This window comes from Escherichia sp. MOD1-EC5189 (assembly GCF_002966045.1).
Lineage (GTDB): Bacteria > Pseudomonadota > Gammaproteobacteria > Enterobacterales > Enterobacteriaceae > Escherichia > Escherichia coli_F.
Genome location: NZ_PTRX01000017.1, coordinates 83,045 through 104,179 on the forward strand (window position 1 = coordinate 83,045; position 21,135 = coordinate 104,179).

General features: G+C 51.6%; 20 protein-coding genes and 1 pseudogene. 10 read left to right on the forward strand and 11 right to left on the reverse strand.

Going from position 1 to position 21,135, the window contains the following annotated elements:
- Positions 1-19: 19 nt before the first annotated feature.
- From rna to uspG, 4 genes are all read left to right on the forward strand, one after another.
- Positions 20-826 carry a ribonuclease I gene (gene rna, locus ATB02_RS15620; RefSeq protein WP_032183602.1) on the forward strand — a complete coding sequence of 269 codons (807 nt, stop codon included), beginning with the start codon at positions 20-22 and terminating at the stop codon, positions 824-826.
- A gap of 229 nt (positions 827-1,055) precedes the next feature.
- On the forward strand, positions 1,056-1,466 hold the full coding sequence (gene rnk / locus ATB02_RS15630; RefSeq protein ID WP_000089731.1) for a nucleoside diphosphate kinase regulator: 411 nt from the start codon (positions 1,056-1,058) through the stop codon (positions 1,464-1,466).
- Positions 1,467-1,608: 142 nt separating this feature from the next.
- On the forward strand, positions 1,609-1,698 hold the full coding sequence (gene yldA / locus ATB02_RS27085; RefSeq protein WP_349813939.1) for a small membrane protein YldA: 90 nt from the start codon (positions 1,609-1,611) through the stop codon (positions 1,696-1,698).
- A gap of 123 nt (positions 1,699-1,821) precedes the next feature.
- Complete coding sequence (gene uspG / locus ATB02_RS15635) at positions 1,822-2,250, forward strand: universal stress protein UspG (protein ID WP_077166794.1); 429 nt, start codon at positions 1,822-1,824, stop codon at positions 2,248-2,250.
- A gap of 121 nt (positions 2,251-2,371) precedes the next feature.
- On the opposite strand, the gene ahpF is transcribed toward uspG, so the two are convergent.
- Positions 2,372-3,937, reverse strand: a complete 1,566-nt coding sequence (ahpF, locus tag ATB02_RS15640) for an alkyl hydroperoxide reductase subunit F (RefSeq protein WP_032183601.1) — start codon at positions 3,935-3,937, stop codon at positions 2,372-2,374.
- A 170-nt stretch (positions 3,938-4,107) separates the two neighbouring features.
- Positions 4,108-4,671 (reverse strand): alkyl hydroperoxide reductase subunit C, encoded by a 564-nt coding sequence (ahpC, locus tag ATB02_RS15645; RefSeq protein ID WP_000052796.1) that lies wholly within the window; start codon positions 4,669-4,671, stop codon positions 4,108-4,110.
- Positions 4,672-5,043: 372 nt separating this feature from the next.
- Here ahpC and dsbG point away from each other — a divergent pair, with 372 nt between their 5' ends.
- From dsbG to ATB02_RS15665, 4 genes and pseudogenes are all read left to right on the forward strand, one after another.
- Positions 5,044-5,790 (forward strand): thiol:disulfide interchange protein DsbG, encoded by a 747-nt coding sequence (dsbG, locus tag ATB02_RS15650; protein ID WP_105271869.1) that lies wholly within the window; start codon positions 5,044-5,046, stop codon positions 5,788-5,790.
- A 207-nt stretch (positions 5,791-5,997) separates the two neighbouring features.
- A complete protein-coding gene (gene citR / locus ATB02_RS15655) occupies positions 5,998-6,900 on the forward strand; it encodes a DNA-binding transcriptional repressor CitR (protein WP_001353365.1) in 903 nt (300 codons plus the stop codon).
- A gap of 144 nt (positions 6,901-7,044) precedes the next feature.
- A pseudogene (locus tag ATB02_RS15660) lies at positions 7,045-8,264 on the forward strand (phosphoadenosine phosphosulfate reductase).
- The gene (locus ATB02_RS15665; RefSeq protein WP_000528558.1) at positions 8,237-8,866 is read left to right on the forward strand and encodes an IbrB-like domain-containing protein; all 630 of its coding nucleotides are present in this window, start codon (positions 8,237-8,239) and stop codon (positions 8,864-8,866) included. Before ATB02_RS15660 ends, ATB02_RS15665 begins: the two are co-directional and overlap by 28 nt.
- On the opposite strand, the gene ybdL is transcribed toward ATB02_RS15665, so the two are convergent.
- Positions 8,867-10,027 (reverse strand): methionine-oxo-acid transaminase, encoded by a 1,161-nt coding sequence (gene ybdL / locus ATB02_RS15670; protein WP_105271871.1) that lies wholly within the window; start codon positions 10,025-10,027, stop codon positions 8,867-8,869.
- Between the two features lie 108 nt (positions 10,028-10,135).
- Here ybdL and hcxA point away from each other — a divergent pair, with 108 nt between their 5' ends.
- Positions 10,136-11,224, forward strand: a complete 1,089-nt coding sequence (hcxA, locus tag ATB02_RS15675; RefSeq protein WP_105267479.1) for a hydroxycarboxylate dehydrogenase HcxA — start codon at positions 10,136-10,138, stop codon at positions 11,222-11,224.
- A 9-nt stretch (positions 11,225-11,233) separates the two neighbouring features.
- Here the strand turns inward: hcxA and ATB02_RS15680 are convergent, their stop codons facing one another.
- From ATB02_RS15680 to entC, 7 genes are all read right to left on the reverse strand, one after another.
- Positions 11,234-11,431 (reverse strand): YbdD/YjiX family protein, encoded by a 198-nt coding sequence (locus tag ATB02_RS15680; protein WP_000460431.1) that lies wholly within the window; start codon positions 11,429-11,431, stop codon positions 11,234-11,236.
- 142 nt (positions 11,432-11,573) lie between these two features.
- Positions 11,574-13,679 carry a pyruvate/proton symporter CstA gene (gene cstA, locus ATB02_RS15685; protein ID WP_001043156.1) on the reverse strand — a complete coding sequence of 702 codons (2,106 nt, stop codon included), beginning with the start codon at positions 13,677-13,679 and terminating at the stop codon, positions 11,574-11,576.
- A gap of 180 nt (positions 13,680-13,859) precedes the next feature.
- Positions 13,860-14,273 carry a proofreading thioesterase EntH gene (gene entH / locus ATB02_RS15690; RefSeq protein WP_000637953.1) on the reverse strand — a complete coding sequence of 138 codons (414 nt, stop codon included), beginning with the start codon at positions 14,271-14,273 and terminating at the stop codon, positions 13,860-13,862.
- 2 nt (positions 14,274-14,275) lie between these two features.
- Positions 14,276-15,022 (reverse strand): 2,3-dihydro-2,3-dihydroxybenzoate dehydrogenase EntA, encoded by a 747-nt coding sequence (entA, locus tag ATB02_RS15695; protein WP_000347644.1) that lies wholly within the window; start codon positions 15,020-15,022, stop codon positions 14,276-14,278.
- Positions 15,022-15,879: an enterobactin biosynthesis bifunctional isochorismatase/aryl carrier protein EntB gene (entB, locus tag ATB02_RS15700; protein ID WP_001007113.1), complete on the reverse strand. Its 858-nt coding sequence runs from the start codon at positions 15,877-15,879 to the stop codon at positions 15,022-15,024. The genes entA and entB overlap by 1 nt, the downstream gene beginning before the upstream one ends.
- A 13-nt stretch (positions 15,880-15,892) precedes the next feature.
- Complete coding sequence (entE, locus tag ATB02_RS15705; protein ID WP_105271872.1) at positions 15,893-17,503, reverse strand: (2,3-dihydroxybenzoyl)adenylate synthase EntE; 1,611 nt, start codon at positions 17,501-17,503, stop codon at positions 15,893-15,895.
- Between the two features lie 9 nt (positions 17,504-17,512).
- Positions 17,513-18,688 carry an isochorismate synthase EntC gene (gene entC / locus ATB02_RS15710; protein WP_002431411.1) on the reverse strand — a complete coding sequence of 392 codons (1,176 nt, stop codon included), beginning with the start codon at positions 18,686-18,688 and terminating at the stop codon, positions 17,513-17,515.
- Positions 18,689-18,876: 188 nt separating this feature from the next.
- On the opposite strand from entC, the gene fepB reads away from it, so the two are divergent.
- Entirely contained in the window at positions 18,877-19,833 is a 957-nt protein-coding gene (fepB, locus tag ATB02_RS15715) for a Fe2+-enterobactin ABC transporter substrate-binding protein (protein ID WP_001234337.1), read from the forward strand.
- Between the two features lie 3 nt (positions 19,834-19,836).
- Here fepB and entS read toward each other — a convergent pair whose 3' ends face one another.
- Complete coding sequence (gene entS, locus ATB02_RS15720; protein WP_105271873.1) at positions 19,837-21,087, reverse strand: enterobactin transporter EntS; 1,251 nt, start codon at positions 21,085-21,087, stop codon at positions 19,837-19,839.
- Positions 21,088-21,135 lie beyond the last annotated feature (48 nt).

Here is a 21,135-nt window from a genome sequence, read left to right on the forward strand (position 1 = left end):
TATGAGTTCCACACCCATTATGAAAGCATTCTGGCGTAACGCCGCGTTGCTCGCGGTTTCTCTGCTTCCCTTCTCTTCTGCCAACGCCGTGGCGTTGCAGGCAAAACAGTATGGCGATTTTGATCGCTATGTCCTGGCCCTCTCCTGGCAAACCGGATTTTGCCAGAGTCAACACGATCGAAATCGTAACGAACGAGATGAATGTCGCCTGCAAACCGAAACGACCAACAAAGCTGATTTTCTGACCGTACATGGTCTATGGCCAGGATTGCCTAAATCGGTTGCTGCCCGTGGTGTTGATGAACGCCGCTGGATGCGCTTCGGTTGCGCTACTCGCCCAATCCCGAATCTGCCAGAAGCACGCGCCAGCCGGATGTGTTCATCGCCGGAAACTGGGTTATCACTGGAAACGGCAGCTAAACTAAGTGAAGTCATGCCAGGAGCTGGCGGACGTTCCTGCCTGGAACGCTACGAATATGCCAAACACGGTGCCTGCTTTGGTTTTGATCCAGACGCATACTTCGGCACGATGGTACGCCTGAATCAAGAAATTAAAGAGAGCGAAGCCGGAAAATTCCTTGCGGATAACTACGGTAAGACAGTGAGCCGCCGTGACTTTGACGCCGCCTTTGCCAAAAGCTGGGGAAAAGAGAACGTGAAAGCAATTAAGCTAACGTGCCAGGGTAACCCTGCGTATTTGACTGAAATTCAGATCTCGATCAAAGCTGACGCCATCAACGCTCCGCTTTCTGCAAACTCATTCTTGCCACAACCACACCCAGGCAACTGTGGCAAAACCTTTGTGATTGATAAAGCAGGTTATTAATCCTCTGATTTACAAAAGACGCTAATTCGTCTTCCATAAACTATGACGATTAAGATTTATACATAATGCGCTGCATTGAGGAATTCCCTGAATGTGACGCAAATCACTTCAAAGAGTGAGCAACAGTCAGTATCATCATGTGAGTTAAACCCTCGCCGCCTGACGGTGAGGGTTTTCTTTTGGGTATGTTTATCTGCGACACTCGCAGTACCGACGACATGGAGTAAAAATGTCCAGACCAACTATCATCATTAACGACCTGGATGCCGAACGCATCGATATTCTGCTGGAGCAACCCGCCTATGCTGGTTTGCCAATCGCCGACGCGTTAAACGCAGAGTTGGATCGCGCCCAAATGTGTTCGCCAGAAGAGATGCCACACGACGTGGTGACAATGAACAGCCGGGTTAAATTCCGCAATCTTAGCGATGGCGAAGTGCGTGTGCGCACGCTGGTGTATCCGGCAAAAATGACCGATAGCAATACTCAGCTTTCCGTTATGGCTCCGGTAGGTGCCGCACTGCTGGGGCTGCGCGTTGGCGATTCCATTCACTGGGAACTTCCGGGCGGCGTTGCAACCCACCTTGAAGTGCTGGAACTCGAATACCAGCCAGAAGCTGCTGGCGACTACCTGCTTTAATCCCATCTGCACAAGCGACAACTCGCTTTGCCCAGAGGATGCACTCGCATCCTCTTTCCGCTCAAATATCAACCAGATTTATCATTTTGCTCTTCAGCACAGCATTCTAATCTGAACTGGTTATTCATCTGCGGAACCCCATATGAGCGAAGCTCTCAGTATCACTGCGTTTTATATATTCATAGCAGCTATTATTGTTGCTGCAGTGCTATACCTTGAACAACGCTGGTAGTACCTGGTTTTATTTGTTTTCCAGATCAATCGCAAATTCAGATCGAATCAGCCTCGCAAATCATAGATTCATAATCAATAATGTGCTGTTATGTATACATGCAAAAACAAGGAGAGAATGCTTATGTACAAAACAATCATTATGCCAGTGGATGTATTTGAAATGGAATTGAGCGACAAAGTTGTTCGCCACGCTGAATTCCTCGCCCAGGATGATGGAGTTATTCATCTACTTCACGTGCTACCAGGCTCAGCCAGCCTGAGCCTGCACCGTTTTGCCGCTGATGTGCGCCGTTTTGAAGAGCATCTGCAACATGAAGCAGAAGAACGTCTGCAAACGATGGTAAGCCACTTCACCATCGATCCTTCCCGCATTAAACAACATGTCCGTTTTGGTAGCGTGCGGGATGAAGTCAATGAGTTGGCAGAAGAACTGGGGGCTGATGTTGTCGTTATCGGTTCGCGCAACCCATCGATTTCGACCCATCTGTTAGGTTCTAACGCCTCAAGCGTTATCCGCCACGCCAATCTGCCGGTGCTGGTCGTTCGCTAATAGATAAAAGTATTTATGTCGCCCTGCCCGGAGCCATCCCGGCGGGGCTTTTTATTGCAATAAAAAAGCCGCCAGGTTTGACCCCGGCGGCTAAGCAATTGCAGGTGAATCTTACTTCTTCTTATGCTGTTTTGGTGCGAATCAGGTAGTCAAAAGCACTCAGAGAGGCTTTGGCACCTTCGCCAGTGGCGATGATGATCTGCTTGTACGGAACCGTTGTACAGTCACCCGCAGCGAACACGCCTTTGACGTTGGTTTCGCATTTCGCATCAATGATAATCTCGCCCATGCGGTTACGTTCGACTGCGCCTTCGAGCCAGTTGGTGTTCGGCAGCAGACCAATCTGCACGAAAATACCGGCCAGTTCGATGTTGTGAATATCGCCGCTGACACGATCGCGATATTCCAGACCAACAACTTTGCTGCCGTCGCCTTTCACTTCCGTGGTTTGCGCATTCAGAATAATGTCGACGTTTTTCAGGCTGCGCAGTTTGTCCTGCAGAACCTGGTCGGCTTTCATTTCTGGCGCAAATTCCAGCAGAGTTACGTGTTCAACGATACCCGCCAGGTCGATTGCCGCTTCCACGCCGGAGTTACCACCGCCGATAACCGCTACGCGTTTGCCTTTAAACAGCGGGCCGTCGCAGTGCGGGCAGTAGGTCACGCCTTTGGTACGATACTGATCTTCTCCCGGAACATTCATGTTGCGCCATTTTGCACCGGTCGCCACGATAATGCTGCGTGCTTTCAGTACCGCGCCAGAAGCTGTTTCAATCTGATGCAGGCCACCTTCAACCGCTGCCGGAATCAGTTTGCTGGCGCTCTGGCTGTCGATCACATCAACGTCGTATTCATCAACGTGAACTTTCAGCGCACCTGCCAGCTTCTGCCCTTCGGTCTTCGGTACAGAAATGTAGTTTTCGATATCAACGGTATCGAGGATCTGACCACCAAAACGTTCGCCCATCAGACCGGTACGGATGCCTTTACGTGCGGAGTAAATTGCTGCCGCTGCACCCGCCGGGCCGGAACCGACGATTAATACGTCATAAGCATCACGCTTGTTCAGCTCTTCTGCCGCACGTTTTTCCGCGCCAGTATCAATTTTGGCGACGATTTCGGAAATAGTCATGCGGCCCTGACCAAACTCTTTCCCATTTACGAACACTGCCGGAACGCCCATCACGTTGCGATCGGTGATTTCGTTCTGGAAGGTGCCGCCGTCAATTGCCGTATGCTTAATACGCGGATTCAGTACGCTCATCAGGTTCAGCGCCTGCACTACGTCCGGGCAGTTGTGGCAAGAGAGCGAGTAATAGGTTTCGAATTCAAAATCACCGTCAATATGGCGAATCTGCTCCAGCAAAGACTGCGCTTCTTTCGACGGATGACCACCGGTCCACAACAACGCCAGTACCAGCGAGGTAAACTCGTGGCCCAGCGGGGAACCTGCAAAACGTGGCCCCTGGTTGGAACCTGGGTTAGTGATCAGGAAAGACGGCTTACGCACCGGCAAGCTGTTATCTTCTTTAAAGGTGACTTTGTCTGACAGTTCTGCGATTTCAGCCAACAGTTCCTTGATTTCTGCCGATTTAGCGCTGTCATCCAGCGTGGCAATTAACTCAACAGGCTTGGTCAATTTCTCAAGGTAAGCCTTGAGTTGAGTTTTCATATTTGTGTCGAGCATGTTTATCTCCTGGGCTTTAAACATCATCATGCAAGCGGCCTCTGCGGCTACCTGGATGCAGCTTGCATCATGGTGCGGGGAAGAAAATCGGGTGCCGCAGCACCCGATTAATTAGGTGAATTTCCGAACTATTTCGCGCCGGAGTTGGTAGCGCGAAAGACGAAGGAAATTTAGATTTTACCAACCAGGTCCAGAGACGGAGCCAGAGTTGCTTCACCTTCTTTCCATTTAGCCGGGCAAACTTCACCTGGGTGAGAAGCTACGTACTGTGCTGCTTTGATTTTACGCAGCAGGTCAGACGCGTCACGGCCAATGCCTTCAGCGGTAACTTCGATTGCCTGGATGATACCCTGCGGGTCAACAACGAAGGTCGCACGGTCAGCCAGACCTTCATCTTCACGCATGTTGTCGAAGTTACGGGTCAGGGCGCCAGTCGGGTCGCCGATCATCGCATATTTGATTTTAGCGATGGTTTCAGAGCTGCTGTGCCATGCTTTGTGGGTGAAGTGAGTATCGGTAGATACTGCGTATACATCTACGCCCAGTTTCTGCAGTTCTTCGTAGTGGTCAGCAACGTCACCCAGTTCGGTCGGGCATACGAAAGTAAAGTCAGCCGGGTAGAAGAAGAAGACGCTCCAGCGGCCTTCGGTATCTTTTTCGGTGATTTCGATGAATTCGCCGTTTTTGAATGCCTGGTTTTTAAAAGGTTTAATTTTGGTGTTAATCAAGGACATCTATACTTCCTCCGTGTTTTCGATGAGATGTAAGGTAACCAATTTTTGCCGATTCGGCTAATGCGTTTCCATTATCAAATCGATAAGTTTTACCTTACAACCGTCGTAAGACAACTTTGTGAACTTTGCACCGCCAGTGGCGATAAAAAGTAAAATGGGCCCCCTTTCCAGGTGACCGTGTAATCTGAACTACCCTTTGGTATCTTCAGCGCCTGCCTGCAGGCTGTGGTGTTGCCCTTACAAATGCAACAACGACATGGATTACAACACCCTCATAAACAAAGGGCAATCACCTGATCTAAGCTCTTACCTATGACAGTGATAGGTTATGCCTTTTACTCCATTTTTGCACTGACTGAAAAGGACAAATTAATGTTAAAAAAGATACTTTTACTGGCTCTGCTTCCTACAATCGCCTTTGCAGAGGAACTTCCTGCTCCGGTAAAAGCGATTGAAAAACAGGGCATTAAGATCATCAAAACGTTCGATGCCCCCGGCGGAATGAAAGGTTATCTCGGCAAGTATCAGGATATGGGCGTCACCATCTACCTGACTCCAGATGGTAAGCACGCTATCTCTGGTTACATGTACAACGAGAAAGGTGAAAACCTGAGTAACATGCTTATCGAAAAAGAAATTTATGCGCCAGCCGGACGCGAAATGTGGCAACGGATGGAACAATCGCACTGGCTCCTCGACGGTAAAAAAGACGCGCCAGTCATAGTCTACGTTTTCGCCGATCCGTTCTGCCCATATTGTAAACAATTCTGGCAGCAGGCGCGCCCGTGGGTTGATTCTGGCAAAGTACAGTTGAGAACATTGTTGGTTGGGGTTATCAAACCAGAAAGTCCGGCGACAGCCGCGGCAATTCTGGCCTCTAAAGATCCCGCAAAAACCTGGCAAGAATATGAAGCCTCTGGCGGCAAACTTAAGCTAAATGTGCCTACAAACGTAAGTACAGAGCAAATGAAAGTGTTAAGCGACAACGAGAAACTCATGGACGATCTGGGGGCAAATGTCACACCGGCTATCTATTACATGAGTAAGGAAAATACGCTGCAACAGGCCGTGGGGTTGCCCGATCAGAAAACGCTTAATATCATTATGGGAAATAAATAGAAGATAATTCATGGGTGGTTGAAATACATCCTTGCTTTTCAACCATTCTAAAAACGCATGAATTGCTTCTTCCCCTCCAGACAACTGTGTTACTTTAGAAAAACTTAATCCAGAGTTAAGTAATAAAACATAACAAATATAAATAAAACAGTAGAATCATTGATTACAAGAATGATTTATGGAAAAGATAATATAACGGAGTATGTTATGGCTAATCTTTATGATTTAAAAAAATTCGACCTCAATTTACTGGTCATATTTGAGTGCATTTATCAACACCTCAGCATTAGCAAAGCAGCAGAATCATTATATATAACGCCATCTGCCGTGAGTCAGTCGTTACAACGTTTACGCGCGCAATTTAATGACCCGTTATTCATCCGCTCAGGGAAAGGTATCGCGCCGACTACAACAGGGTTAAATCTGCATCACCATCTTGAGAAAAATCTCCGAGGCCTTGAACAAACGATCAATATCGTTAATAAGTCTGAGCTGAAGAAAAATTTTATTATCTACGGTCCTCAGCTTATTTCTTGTAGTAATAACAACATGCTAATCCGCTGTCTAAGACAAGATACTTCAATCGATATAGAATGCCATGACATACTGCTTTCAGCTGAAAACGCCGAAGAATTGTTAGTTCAACGCAAAGCTGACCTGGCAATCACGCTACAGCCGGTGATTAGCCGCTCCGTCATCTGTATGCCATTACACACCATTCGCAATTCTCTTATTTGTAGCAATAAACATCCTCGTATTACTGATACCAGTACCCATGAACAAATTATGGCCGAAGAATTCACCCTGCTAATATCTAAATCAGCAGGAATTGATGAAATTCAAGTAGACATAGACGAACGATTTATGAACCGTAAAATTTCGTTTCGCAGCTCCTCTTTACTCACCATAATAAATAGCATTTCTGTTACTGACTTATTGGGAATTGTCCCTACCGAGCTGTACGATTTACATCGCAATTTCCTGAAACTAAAAGAAATAAAGTTGAAGCATCCTCTTCCTGCGGTCAAGCTTTATATTTCCTATAACAAATACTCGTTAAATAATCTGGTCTTCTCCCGTTTCATAGACCGCTTAAATGATAGCTTCTGATTAATCATCAATGGATAATATTATATTTATACAATGAATTCATTGTATAAATATAAAATAATGTGCTCTATCTTGCTTCGTTTACCCTATAATTAGCGGATTCATCTCACGAGTCACCCAGTAACGTTCAGAGAGCGTTTTCAGATGTCTATTTATAAAATCCCGCTTCCACTGAATATTTTAGAAGCTGCACAGGAACGTATTACCTGGACACTTAACACCTTGCCCCGTGTTTGCGTTTCTTTTTCGGGGGGTAAAGATTCCGGATTAATGCTGCATCTTACCGCCGAACTTGCCAGAAAATTGGGAAAAAAATCTGCGTTTTGTTTATCGACTGGGAAGCACAGTTCTCTTGTACCATCGACTATGTACAGTCGTTACGCGAGTTGTATACCGACGTTATTGAAGAGTTTTACTGGGTAGCACTCCCACTCAAGACGCAAAATTCCCTTTCACAATACCAACCAGAATGGCAGTGCTGGGAATCTGATGTCGAATGGGTGCGTCAGCCCCCGCAAGAAGCGATAACCGATCCTGACTTTTTCTCCTTTTACCAGCCAGGCATGACCTTCGAACAATTTGTACGTGAGTTTGCCGAATGGTTTTCACAAAAACGTCCGGCGGCGATGATGATCGGCATCCGTGCGGATGAGTCCTACAACCGTTTTGTCGCCATCGCCAGTTTAAGTAAACAACGTTTTGCCGATGATAAGCCCTGGACCACAGCCGCACCAGGCGGTCACAGCTGGTACATTTACCCCATCTACGACTGGAAAGTAGCTGATATCTGGACCTGGTATGCTAATCATAAAGCCCTATGTAACCCATTGTATAATATCATGTATCAGGCAGGCGTCCCCCTGCGTCATATGCGAATTTGCGAACCTTTTGGCCCGGAGCAACGGCAAGGATTATGGCTCTATCACGTTATCGAACCGGATCGCTGGGCTGCTATGTGCGCACGAGTTAGCGGGGTAAAAAGTGGCGGCATTTACGCCGGACATGACAATCATTTTTATGGTCATCGGAAAATCCTCAAACCAGAGCATTTAGACTGGCAAGAGTATGCATTATTGCTGCTTGATAGCATGCCGGAGAAAACGGCTGAGCATTACCGCAACAAAATTGCCATTTACTTGCATTGGTATCAGAAAAAAGGTGTCGAGGTGCCACAGACCCAGCACGGGGACATTGGCGCGAAAGATATCCCCTCCTGGCGGCGAATTTGCAAGGTGTTACTGAATAACGATTACTGGTGTCGGGCATTATCATTTAGCCCAACCAAAGCGAAGAATTATCAGCGTTATAACGAACGGATAAAAGTAAAACGTCAGGAGTGGGGAATACTATGCAACAACAATTAACGCAGGATTTAACCCAATTTCTCGCCAGCTTGCCGGAAGACGATCGCATCAAAGCGATTAACGAAATCCGCCTGGCGATCCATCAGGTTAGCCCCTTTCGTGAAGAGCCAGTAGATTGTGTTCTGTGGGTTAAAAACAGCCAACTTATGCCAAATGATTACAACCCAAACAATGTGGCACCGCCCGAGAAAAAACTGTTACAAAAATCCATTGAGATAGATGGTTTTACCCAACCTATTGTGGTCACGCACACAGATAAAAATGCTCTGGAAATCGTGGATGGCTTTCACCGTCATGAAATTGGTAAAGGCTCTAACACGTTAAAAATGCGATTAAAAGGATATTTACCGGTTACCTGTCTGGAAGGAACACGTAACGAACGCATCGCCGCGACTATTCGTCATAACCGCGCTCGTGGACGCCACCAAATCACAGCCATGTCAGAAATCGTTCGTGAACTCAGCCAGTTGGGATGGGACGACAATAAAATCGGCAAAGAGCTGGGTATGGACAGCGACGAAGTGTTGCGCCTGAAACAAATTAACGGCCTGCAAGAGTTATTTGCTGACCGTCAATATTCCCGCGCCTGGACAGTAAAATAATTACAGCTGGCGCAGGCGTTCAGCTGCCGCCAGCAACGTCGATTCCTTCTTGGCAAAACAGAGACGAATGAGCTTATGGGGGAAGGGATCGGCGCAAAATACCGACAGCGGGATCGCCGCCACGCCATGCTCCCGCGTCAGCCACTGGCAAAACTCAACGTCATCCAGCGAAGAAACCGCGCTGTAATCCACCAGCAAAAAGTAAGTGCCTTCGCAGGGTAAAATCTCCAGCCGACTCTCACTTAAGGCGTTCACCAGAATATCGCGCTTCTGGCGATAAAAGTCCGGTAACGCAAGATAGTGTTCAGGTTCTGCTCGCAGCATATCGGCAAGGGCCAGCTGCGCCGGGGTATTCACCGAAAAAGTCAGATACTGATGCACTTTGCGGATCTCGGCGCTGATGGGCGCAGGCGCAACACAATAACCCACTTTCCAGCCGGTCATATGATAAGTCTTGCCAAACGATGACACCACCACCGCCCGCTCACGCAGTTGCGGATGCGCCAGCACACTGGCATGGCCCTGCTGTGAAAAGTTGATATGCTCGTAAACTTCATCGCTAATAACAAAAATCTCGTGCCCGGCAATTGCCTGCCACAAAGCGGAAAAATCAGTCTGCTGCCAGACAGTAGCACTGGGGTTATGCGGGGTGTTAAGGATCACCAGTCGGGTGCGCTCGCTTAACAATGCGGCAAATTCCTGCCAGTCCACGCGAAAATGCGGTGGTTGCAGTGCAATACGTTTCACTATTCCACCCGCAAGCATGATGGCGGGGGCGTAACTGTCATAGCTGGGATCAAAGCAAATCACTTCATCGCCATTGCGCACCAATGCAGTAATCGCTGCGTACAGCGCTTCCGTCGCCCCTGCTGTTACGGTGATATCGCTGTCGACATCTGGTTGATAGCCATACAGCCGTTCCGTTTTCTGAACAATCGCCTCGCGTAATGCCGGCACGCCGGTCATGGGTGCGTATTGGTTTGCTCCCTGGGCAACGTGGTACGCCAGCCGTTCCTGCAAATAGCGCGGACCATCAAAATCAGGAAAGCCTTGCGACAGGTTAATCGCCTGGTGTTGCTGCGCCAGTGCGCTCATCTGGGTGAAAATAGTGGTGCCAAGTTGTGGAAGTTTGCTTTGTGGAATCAGAGAGTTATTTGTCATTTTTATTGTGCCTGACAAAGTTGCGTGTTGAAGCCACTATAACACGATGCTAGTATTTGGCAATCAAGACGTTTAGATGTCTAAATAAAACAATAAGGACAACACAACATGCCTCACAATCCTATCCGCGTCGTCGTTGGCCCTGCTAACTACTTTTCTCATCCCGGCAGTCTCAATCACCTGCATGATTTTTTCACTGATGAACAGCTTTCTTGCGCAGTGTGGATCTACGGTGAACGTGCACTTGCCGCGGCGCAAACCAAACTTCCAACGGCGTTTGAACTGCCAGGAGCAAAGCATATTTTGTTTCGCGGTCATTGCAGTGAAAGCAATGTGCAACAACTGGCGGCTGAGTCCGGTGACGATCGCAGCGTGGTGATTGGCGTCGGCGGCGGCGCACTGCTCGACACCGCGAAAGCCCTCGCCCGCCGTCTCGGTCTGCCGTTTGTTGCCGTTCCAACGATTGCCGCTACCTGCGCTGCCTGGACACCACTCTCTGTCTGGTACAACGATGCCGGACAGGCGCTACATTATGAGATTTTTGACGACGCCAATTTTATGGTGCTGGTGGAACCGGAGATAATCCTCAATGCGCCGCAAGAATATCTGCTGGCAGGAATCGGTGACACGCTGGCGAAATGGTATGAAGCGGTGGTGCTGGCTCCTCAGCCAGAAACGTTGCCACTAACCGTGCGGCTGGGAATCAATAATGCGCAGGTCATTCGCGACGTCTTGTTAAACAGTAGCGAACAGGCGCTTGCCGATCAGCAAAATCAGCAGTTAACGCAATCATTTTGCGATGTGGTCGATGCGATTATCGCCGGAGGCGGAATGGTCGGTGGTCTGGGCGATCGTTTTACGCGTGTGGCGGCGGCCCATGCCGTGCATAACGGTCTGACTGTACTGCCACAAACCGAGAAATTTCTCCACGGCACCAAAGTCGCTTACGGTATTCTGGTACAAAGCGCCTTGCTGGGTCAGGATGATGTGCTGGCGCAATTAACCGGGGCGTATCAGCGTTTTCATCTGCCGACCACGCTGGCGGAGCTGGAAGTGGATATCAATAATCAGGCAGAGATCGACAAAGTGATTGCGCACACCTTGCGTCCGGCGGAATCCATTCATTACCTGCCGGTCACGCTGACACCAGATACGTTGCGTGCAGCGTTCGAAAAAGTGGAATCGTTTAAAGCCTGACGTACAAATTTAGCAGCAGCGCGCGCCGCCTTTTCCACCGTAGCGCGCGTCCTGCCGCTCACGGAAAAACTCCTCGTAGGTCATCGGCGTTTGATCGGGATGGTTAACCCGCATATGTTCGACATAGTTGTCGTAATCAGGCATACCAATCATCAGCTTCGCCGCCTGACCTAAATATTTTCCGGCTTTTGCCAGTGAATCAAACATCAATACCTCCGGTAATCAGGTTGCTGAGAGAGTGCATTAATAGCTATCAACGCGCTCGGTCAGTCCCCTCGCCCCACCGGGGAGAGGGTTAGGGTGAGGGGGAACCCCAGGCACTACGCCAACATCCCCCCTCACTCTGACTTTAGTGCGCGCCTTTCGCCTGCGCCACGATCTCCTCGACATTTTCCGGCATTGGCTCATACGGCGTTTCTTTCGCCGTTGGCTTCGGATCTTTCAATGCTGCCAGTGCCGTCTTAATCGAGAACAGCGCCAGAACCACCACAACCACCATAAAGAAGATGGTTAATCCGGCATCCAGACGGTTGTTGAACACCAGTTGCGCCAGTTGTGACTCAGTATACTGCGACGGAATATTGCCGCTGTCGATCATTGCCTGGAACTTGTTAGCAATCGCCAGAAAACCGACTTTCGCATCCGGGCTAAACGCTTTCTGCCAGCCTGCGGTCAGGGTACAAATCAGCAGCCAGGCCGTTGGTACCAGCGCCACCCAGGCGTAACGTTGACGTTTCATCTTGAACAACACCACGGCACAGAGCATCAGCGCCATCCCTGCCAGCATCTGGTTGGCAATACCAAACAGCGGCCACAGAGTGTTAATACCGCCCAGCGGATCGACCACGCCCTGATGCAGAAAGTAACCCCAAGCCAGCACGCACAGCGCCGTTGCCAGCAGGTTAGCAGGCAGTGAATCGGTCCGTTTCAGGCCCGGAGAAACCACGCCCAGCAGATCCTGCAACATAAAGCGCGCAGCACGCGTACCCGCATCCACCGCCGTCAGAATAAACAGTGCTTCAAACAGAATGGCGAAGTGATACCAGAACGCCACATCCATCATGCCACCCAGCGCGCCGTGCAGAATGTAGGCCATCCCCACTGCCAGGGTCGGCGCACCGCCCGCACGGGAAATGATCGACTGTTCACCCACTTCGCTGGCAATCTGATTTAACGTATCTGGCGTAATGCTAAAGCCCCAGCTACTCACTACCTGCGCAGCAGATGCCACTACATCCGCCGTCCCCGCCGGAGCCAGCACCGCCATCGGGCTGTTCATCGCGAAGTACACGCCCGGATCGATGATACAGGCAGAAACCAGTGCCATAATCGCCACGAAGGATTCCATCAACATCCCACCGTAGCCGATAAAGCACGCCTGACCTTCGTTCGCCAGCATCTTCGGTGTGGTGCCGGAAGAGATCAGCGCATGGAAGCCAGACACCGCGCCACAGGCGATAGTAATAAACAGGAACGGGAACAGATTACCGGTCCATACCGGACCAGTGCCATCTACAAATTTGGTCAGCGCAGGCATGGTCAGCGTCGGACGCATAATCAAAATGCCTACCGCCAGACCGACGATAGTCCCGATTTTCAGGAAGGTAGAGAGGTAGTCACGCGGAGCCAGCAGCAACCACACCGGCAGAACCGCCGCCACAAAACCGTAACCCACCAGCATCCAGGTCAGCTGCACGCCGGTAAAGTCAAAGTACGGTGCCCAGGTCGGGCTTTCTGCCACCCAGCCGCCAGAGATAATGGCGAAAATAAGGAATACCAGGCCAATCACCGACACTTCCCCAATGCGGCCCGGACGCAGATAGCGCAGGTAAATCCCCATGAACAGCGCCAGCGGAATGGTGAACGCAACGGTATACGTTCCCCACGGGCTATGAGTCAGGGCTTTCACCACGATCATCGCCAGTACTGCAAGGATAATGACCATGATCATAAAGCAGGCCACCAGCGCAATCACCCCGGCGGTTGGCCCCATCTCTTCTTTAACCAGCTCGCCCAGCGAGCGACCGTCACGGCGCGTGGAAACAAACAGCACCATGAAATCCTGCACCGCACCGGCAAGAACCACCCCGGCAAGCAGCCAGATCATCCCCGGCAGGTAACCCATTTGCGCTGCCAGTACCGGCCCCACCAACGGGCCTGCTCCGGCAATGGCCGCAAAATGGTGACCGAACAGCACTTTCTTGTCCGTCGGCACATAGTCCAGCCCGTCGTTATGGCGCACCGCTGGCGTCATACGCGTCGGGTCAACCGCCAATACATTTTTGGCGATATAAAGACCATAAAAACGGTAAGCGATCAGATAGATACAGACCGACGCCACCACAATCCACAGCGCGTTGATCTGTTCCCCACGATTTAAAGCAATGTATCCCAGAGCAAATGCTCCCATTACAGAGAGCACTGTCCAGACGAGGTATTTCCCTGATTTGTTCATAGTTGTTATCCGTGTGCGTGTCCATAGAGATGTTACATTTTGTTTCTATAACATCTTTGTGCAATTTAACAACACAGCAACTATGTAAATCGGAGTTGAAACCAATATTTAACTTAACAATGTTAACTTGATCACTTCGTTAACTGAGTTTTCCTGCAATCTCATTTAATTCTGTCGTGTTCATCCCAAAACCGCCGTACCCAGCCGACAAGTGCAGCAACGCCGCCCCTGCTCATCGAAAACAACGATTTCCCAGCTCTGATTTTGCCGCCCAAGATGCAGCGGCTGGCAGACGCCGCGTACCTTTCCCTCAGACACTGGGCGATGATGTGTGGCGTTAAGCTCCGTGCCCACCACGCACTGTCCGTCGCGAGTCATCATAAATCCGGCCATCGATCCCAGGGTTTCCGCCAGCGCCGCCGACGCGCCGCCATGTAGTAAACCGAACGGTTGATGAGTACGGGTATCAACCGGCATTTCGGCTTCCAGCACATCATCGCCCAGACGGGTATAAACAATTCCCAGATGCGCCACCATTGTGTTATCGCTGGTGGCGTTCAGTTCGTCGAGCGTTAAATGGCGTTTCCAGATCATGCTTATGCCCCCAGTGTTGAGCCGCCATCTACCACAATATCCTGTAGGGTGATATGGCTGGCGAGGTCAGAGGCGAGGAACAAAATCGTGTTGGCGATCTCTTGTGGACGGGCGATTTTCCCCAGCGGAATGCCGAGTTTAAACTGCTCGCCAAAGCCGCGAATACGCTGCTCTTCGGCGTCATCACTCACCCACAGCGTGCGTTGCATATCGGTGTCGGTGGACCCCGGGGAAACCACATTACAGCGTACACCGCTACCCGCCAGTTCCAGCCCGACGCTCAACGCCAGGCTTTTCAGCGCCGCTTTCGACGCACCGTAAGCGCTCATACCAATACGCGGCGTGTGTGCAGCGTCGGACGCCACAGTAACAATCGCCCCGCCCCGCTGACGACGAAACTGGTTCATGGTCTGCTGGAACAGGTTAAACGCACCGCCGACGTTAACCGCAAAAGTCTGCTGCCAGTCCTCCTTGCTGAGCTGATCGGTCGCGCCCATGCGCAAAATTCCCGCCGCATTGACCAGCACGTCCAGTCGCTCCGTTTGCGCTAACAGTCGCTGACACACTTGCGCCACCTGCGCAGCGTCGGCTACATCCATTACTTCGGTCGCAAAGGGATATTGCTCCAGAGTGAACGCTTGATCAAAACCTGTAACTTTCGCTCCGGCCTCAACAAATGCCAGCGCCGTGGCGTAGCCAATACCTTTCCCCGCGCCGGTTACCCAGACATTTTTGCCGCTGAAATCCATCATTTCACCTCGCGGGAGAGTAGCTTCCACCAGGCGTCGATGGTCGGATTTTTCGCCAGCATGACAAAATCGATATCGCCATGCACTTTGCGCCAGCGCGCCGCCAGCGCCATCATGCGCACCGAATCCAGACCGTAATCAATTAGGTTGTCGTCATCGAAGGGTTCATCGGACTCGTCCAGCAACGGCAGGATCACCTCACGCAGCGCCGATTTGCTGGCGGGGATAGGTGCTGGCAGCAATTCTTCGGTCATCACCACCCGGCCAGAACGTCCGGCCACATATTTCAGCGACATCAAATGCTCGTCACGGCTGAAATCGGCCAGCGCATCCGCCACCATAAACGGTTTAATATCGCGCATAAATGCGTCGGTTGCGGTGGTCATACAGCCAATGTGGGCGTACACCCCGGTTATAATCAGTTGGTTACGTCCACTCTCTTTGAGCATTTGCTCCAGCGGAGAACGATGAAACGCGCTGTAACGCCACTTCACCAGCACCGTGTCGTCGGCATCTGGCGTCAGGCGATCCACCACCTTTTGCTGTTCCGGTGAGCGGGTCAGGCCCGGTCCCCACATATCATTCAACAGCGCCCGATCTTCATCGCTCTGCTCTTTCGGCTGGGCGGTGTAATAAACCGGGATATTGTGCTGTTTGCAGTAGTCGCGTAGTGCCGCAATATTCGCGATCACCTGCTCCATCATCGGACAGTTCTCGCCCCAGAAGCTGACAAAATAGTCCTGCATATCATGGATTAACAACGCGGCACGTTGCGGCTCAAAGGCCCAGTTGACTTTATTGTGCGGAATATCGTGAGACTCCGGCAGTGCGTAAGCCTGTAATTTTGGAATAGCCATCGTGTTCTCTCCTTCAGGCTGATGCGCGTGACGCCAGCCACTGACGTAATTGTTTTTTATCGACTTTCCCGACCGCCGTCAGCGGAAGTGAATCTACGCACTCCACGCGATCCGGTAATTTAAATTCGGCAATACCCTGTTCACGCAGGAAACGACGCACCTGTACCGCACGCAGTGGTTCTTTTACCACCAGATAAGCACAGCTTTTTTCGCCCATCAGCTCATCTTCCATACTCACCAGGGCGGCGTAGATCACCGCCGGATGGCGCAGTAACAGGTTTTCGATCTCTTCGGCAGCGATCTTCTCGCCGCCACGGTTGATCTGATCTTTCTCGCGCCCCTGCACGGTGATGTACCCCTCTGGATCAATAGAGATCAGATCGCCGGAACAGTAAAAACCGTTGGCATCAAAGGCGCTGGCATTGTGCTGTGGACTTTTGTAATAGCCGCGGAAGGTGTACGGCCCGCGCGTCATCAGGCGTCCAACTTCCCCTTGCGGCAGTGGATTTCCGTCAGCATCGGCAACCCACACTTCATCATCCGGACACATTGGATAGCCCTGGGTATGGATAATTTTCTCCGCGCTATCATCAAGACGGGTGTAGTTCACCAGCCCTTCCGCCATGCCGAATACCTGCTGTAACTGGCAGCCAATCTCTGCGGGAATACGCGCCGCAAGCGTGGCAGAAAGACGTGCGCCACCGACCTGTAACAGTTTCAGCGAGGCAAGCTGCGCCCGGCTTTCACCTTCGGTCAGCGCCTGTAACCACAGGCTGACTGCTGGTGGCACCAGCGCAGTGACGTTCACCTGATGTTTTGCAATCAATGGGAAGCAGAGCGTGGCGCTAGGGTCGGCAGCCAGAACGACCGTGCCGCCAGCGAGAAAGACGCCCAGCGATCCTGGCGAACTCATGGCGTAGTTGTGGGCCGCAGGAATCGCGCACAGGTAGCGTGTCTGTTGCGTGAACTGACAAATCTCGACGCTACGACGTACGCTGTAGTAATAGTCATTGTGAGTGCGTGGGATCAGTTTCGGTGTGCCGGTGGTACCGCCAGAAAGCTGAAAATAGGCCACTTCATCGGCAGGTGACGGTGTGGCAGTAAAATCCTCTGCCGGATGGTTAATCGCATCCTGCAAGTTATGCTCACCGCTGTCGTTCAGCAGCTGCACCACGCGAATAGAGGAGTGCTCTGCAACAAATGTATTGAGGAAATCATCCCCGCTAAACAGCGCATGTTGGCGATCGGCAATCAGTAACACCGGTTTAATCTGGCTGGCGTATGCGTTCATTTCACTACGCTGATGACTGAACAGCGCCAGCACCGGTGCAACGCCCAGTTTTAACAGCGCAAAAAAGGTAATATACAATTCAGCGACGTTACCCAGTTGTACCAGTGCGGTTTCACCGGGTTTAATGCCCTGACGACGCAAGCTACAGGCGAGATTATCCGCCGCCTGATTCAGTTCCCGGTAACTCAACTGACGCTCGCCGTCGATGACCGCGATGCTGTCGCTTGCGGCATGACGAGTCAGAATGTCGGTCAGCGGCAAATCCTGCCAGTAGCCTTTTTCCCGATAGCGACGGGCAAACTCTTCCGGCCAGCGGGTGAATGGAATGCTCATCCTCGCTCCTTAATGCAATCCAAAAACGTTCAACATGGTAGAAAGTTTGACGCCCGTTTCGCGCCATTCACCCAACGGTGAGGACGCAGGCACAATCCCCGCTCCGGCAAACAGACGCACCTGATTTTCCCGCAGCTTCGCGCAGCGGATGGTCACCACCCACTCGCCGTTACCTTCGCTGTCACACCAACCGACAATGCCGCCAAACAGTTCGCGGTCGAACGGTTCCAGCTCAGCAATCACCTGGGTCGCGGCCTGATGCGGGAAACCGCTCAGCGCGGGGGTCGGATGCAGCAGACAGGCCAGAGTCAGTGCGTTTTCTTGCGAATTCGCTTTGCCTTCAAAGGGTGTTGCGAGATGCCACAGCGTCGGCGTGGTGATCAATTGTGGGGAGGATGGAACGTGTAACTCACTACTGCGTTCGCGCAGTACCTCTTTCATTGCCTGAGTCACCAGTTCATGTTCATGGCGATCTTTTTCTGACGCCAACAGACGATTACCCGCTTCGCGATCAAGCACGTCATCCGGCTGACGACGCGCGGAACCGGCTAACGGAATGGAGCTAAAACGCTCGCCGTCTTTACGCAGCAGCAGTTCCGGGCTGGCTCCCAGCAGGACGCCACCATCAGCTAACGGCACATGGAAGTTGTAACTAACCGGGTTTTGCGCAATCAACCGTTCCAGCAATACGCCACTATCAATGGCGGCGTCAGTGGTGATATCAATCAACCGTGACAACACCACTTTGTCGACTTGCGGCGTGGCGGTCAGTGCGGCGGCGCGGGCAACCATCTGTTCAAACGTAGTTTGTTCCGGAATTGCCTGACGTTCCACCACGTTCAGCGACTGGCTGCGAGTAAAACGGCGGGCTGAAGTCTGTTTTTCCTGCCGGGAGAACGACTGCCAGGATTCGGGAATATACAGCGACGAAGGCTGACGTGGATCGAAGGGAATCGCCCCAACCATCACCGGATTTTTAATGCCCTGCGCTTTGGCATCGGCAAACAGCGCGGTGAGTTTTTGCTGGAAGGGACTGTCGGGCGAATCCCCGTTCACAGCCGGTTCATCAAAGCGGGCGAAACATCCTGACGTCGTAAAACTGCGGTACGGCGACATAAAGAAAAAGCGATTGGGCGCAAGTGTTGCCATGGTCTGCTGTACTTCCTCAGCCAGTGACGTATCCATATCATCCTCCACAAAATGATAAAGGCTTTAATAATGATTATCATTTATATTTTCGGTCGCTAACCTAAAAGCAAACGAGCACTATGTCAACTCTTGAGGCAATGCAATCTGCAAGTCGGGGTTGCATCTGCTTGTGGTTACAATGAAAATGAGAAGCATTAACTTCATTAATAACAGGAAGCTGATTTGTGAGACTCGCCCCGCTCTACCGCAACGCCCTTCTTTTAACCGGACTTTTGCTTTCAGGAATATCTGCAGTTCAGGCTGCCGACTGGCCGCGTCAGATTACTGACAGTCGTGGTACTCATACCCTGGAAAGCCAGCCGCAGCGTATTGTTTCCACCAGCGTCACCCTGACCGGCTCACTGCTGGCGATTGATGCACCAGTGATCGCTAGCGGCGCGACCACGCCGAATAACCGCGTAGCGGATGACCAGGGTTTTTTACGCCAGTGGAGCAAGGTAGCGAAAGAACGCAAACTGCAACGTCTCTATATCGGCGAACCGAACGCCGAAGCAGTAGCCGCACAAATGCCGGATCTGATTTTAATTAGCGCGACCGGCGGCGATTCAGCGCTAGCGCTATACGATCAGCTTTCCACTATCGCACCAACGTTAATCATCAATTACGACGATAAAAGCTGGCAGTCGCTGTTAACGCAACTTGGCGAAATTACCGGGCATGAGAAACAAGCGGCAGAGCGGATTGCACAGTTTGATAAGCAACTGACGGCGGCGAAAGAGCAAATCAAATTACCGCCGCAGCCGGTCACTGCCATTGTCTATACCGCCGCCGCGCACAGTGCCAATCTCTGGACAGCTGAATCAGCACAAGGACAGATGCTGGAACAACTCGGCTTTACGCTGGCCAGGTTGCCCGCAGGCTTAAACGCCAGCCAAAGCCAGGGCAAACGCCATGACATCATTCAGCTTGGTGGGGAAAATCTGGCGGCAGGGTTAAATGGCGAGTCGCTATTCCTGTTCGCCGGTGATCAGAAAGACGCCGATGCGATTTATGCCAATCCACTGCTCGCGCACCTGCCTGCAGTACAAAACAAGCAGGTTTATGCGCTGGGAACCGAGACGTTCCGACTGGATTACTACAGCGCCATGCAAGTGCTGGATCGGCTTAAGGCGCTGTTCTAAGCATTAACTGTCAGACGCTGTCACCTGCGGCGGCGTCTGGCGAAAACGACGCAACTCCACCAGTACCAGCAACAACAACACGCCGATAATCAACAAACCAAAACCACTCGCGCTTGCGGAGGCCACCGGCGTCATCATCGCCCCCAGACCGCCCAACACCGCCGCGCCTATGGCATCACCCGTCACGTTTTGTGCCGTCCACAAACCGTTAATCCGCCCTAACATCGCTTCCGGGGTTTGCGTTTGCAGCATTGTGTATTGCAGCAATGAACTAACCGCGCTCAGCCAGCCGAACAGCGCCAGGCAAACCACGCCTAAAATCCACATCGGCATCAGGCCAAACAAACCAATGGCGAGGAACGATCCCAGCGTGGAGAGCAGCATCAATAACCCTGGTCGCGCACTATGTGCCAGCTTCCCGCTGGTTAACGCGCCAATAGCTGCACCGAGCGGGATCGCCGCATAGAGAAAACCAATCTGTGCCGCCGACATCTGCCAGTTGTCAGCCAGCGCCGGATACAGTACCCGTACCGCGCTCGCCATCGTCAATAATCCCCCCAGCAGTGCAATCCCTCCCACCAGCGGGCTGGCGAGCAGAAAACGAAATCCTGCCAGTAATGATTTCAACGGATGCTCACGCGGTTGCGGTGGCGGAGGTAGCGCCGGAAGGCTTAACAACGGTAGCAAGGTAATAAACGTGCCCGCCGCCGCCAGCCCGTAGTTCCAGGCTACGCCGCCAGTCGCCAGCAGTAAGCCGCCAATCATGGGCGAAATTACCGATCCCAGCCGCACGGTCAACATGGTGATTGCCCCGGCCTGCATTAAATTTTCACGCCCAACTAATGCCGGAGTCGCCGCCAGCAGCGCCGTAACGCCAAGTGACGCGAAAAAGCCATCCCATAATCCGAGTAAATAGATTGCCAGCAAAGACGGCTCCGGCAGCAACGCGTTCAGGCACAGACCAATGAAGCCAATGCCACAGGTGCCGCGCGCCAGCAAAATCACTTTTTTGCGCTCATAGCGATCCGCCAGCACACCGCCGACCATCAAGCCGACAAACATCGCCCCGCCGGTCAGCGTCACCGAAAGCCCCACCTGCCAGGTAGAATGCGTCATCATCTGGATCTGCACTGGCACCGCGACGCCGAGCAAACCCAGAGAAACAATAGAGATAAAACGAGCGAGGAATACTGCGCGAAACGCCGGGTGCGTTTTCAACAGGCTGAGGTTAAGCAGCCAGGATTGTTTATTCATTACAATGCCTTGCCATCAAATATTTTAAATACCTATTCTTAGGCTGCA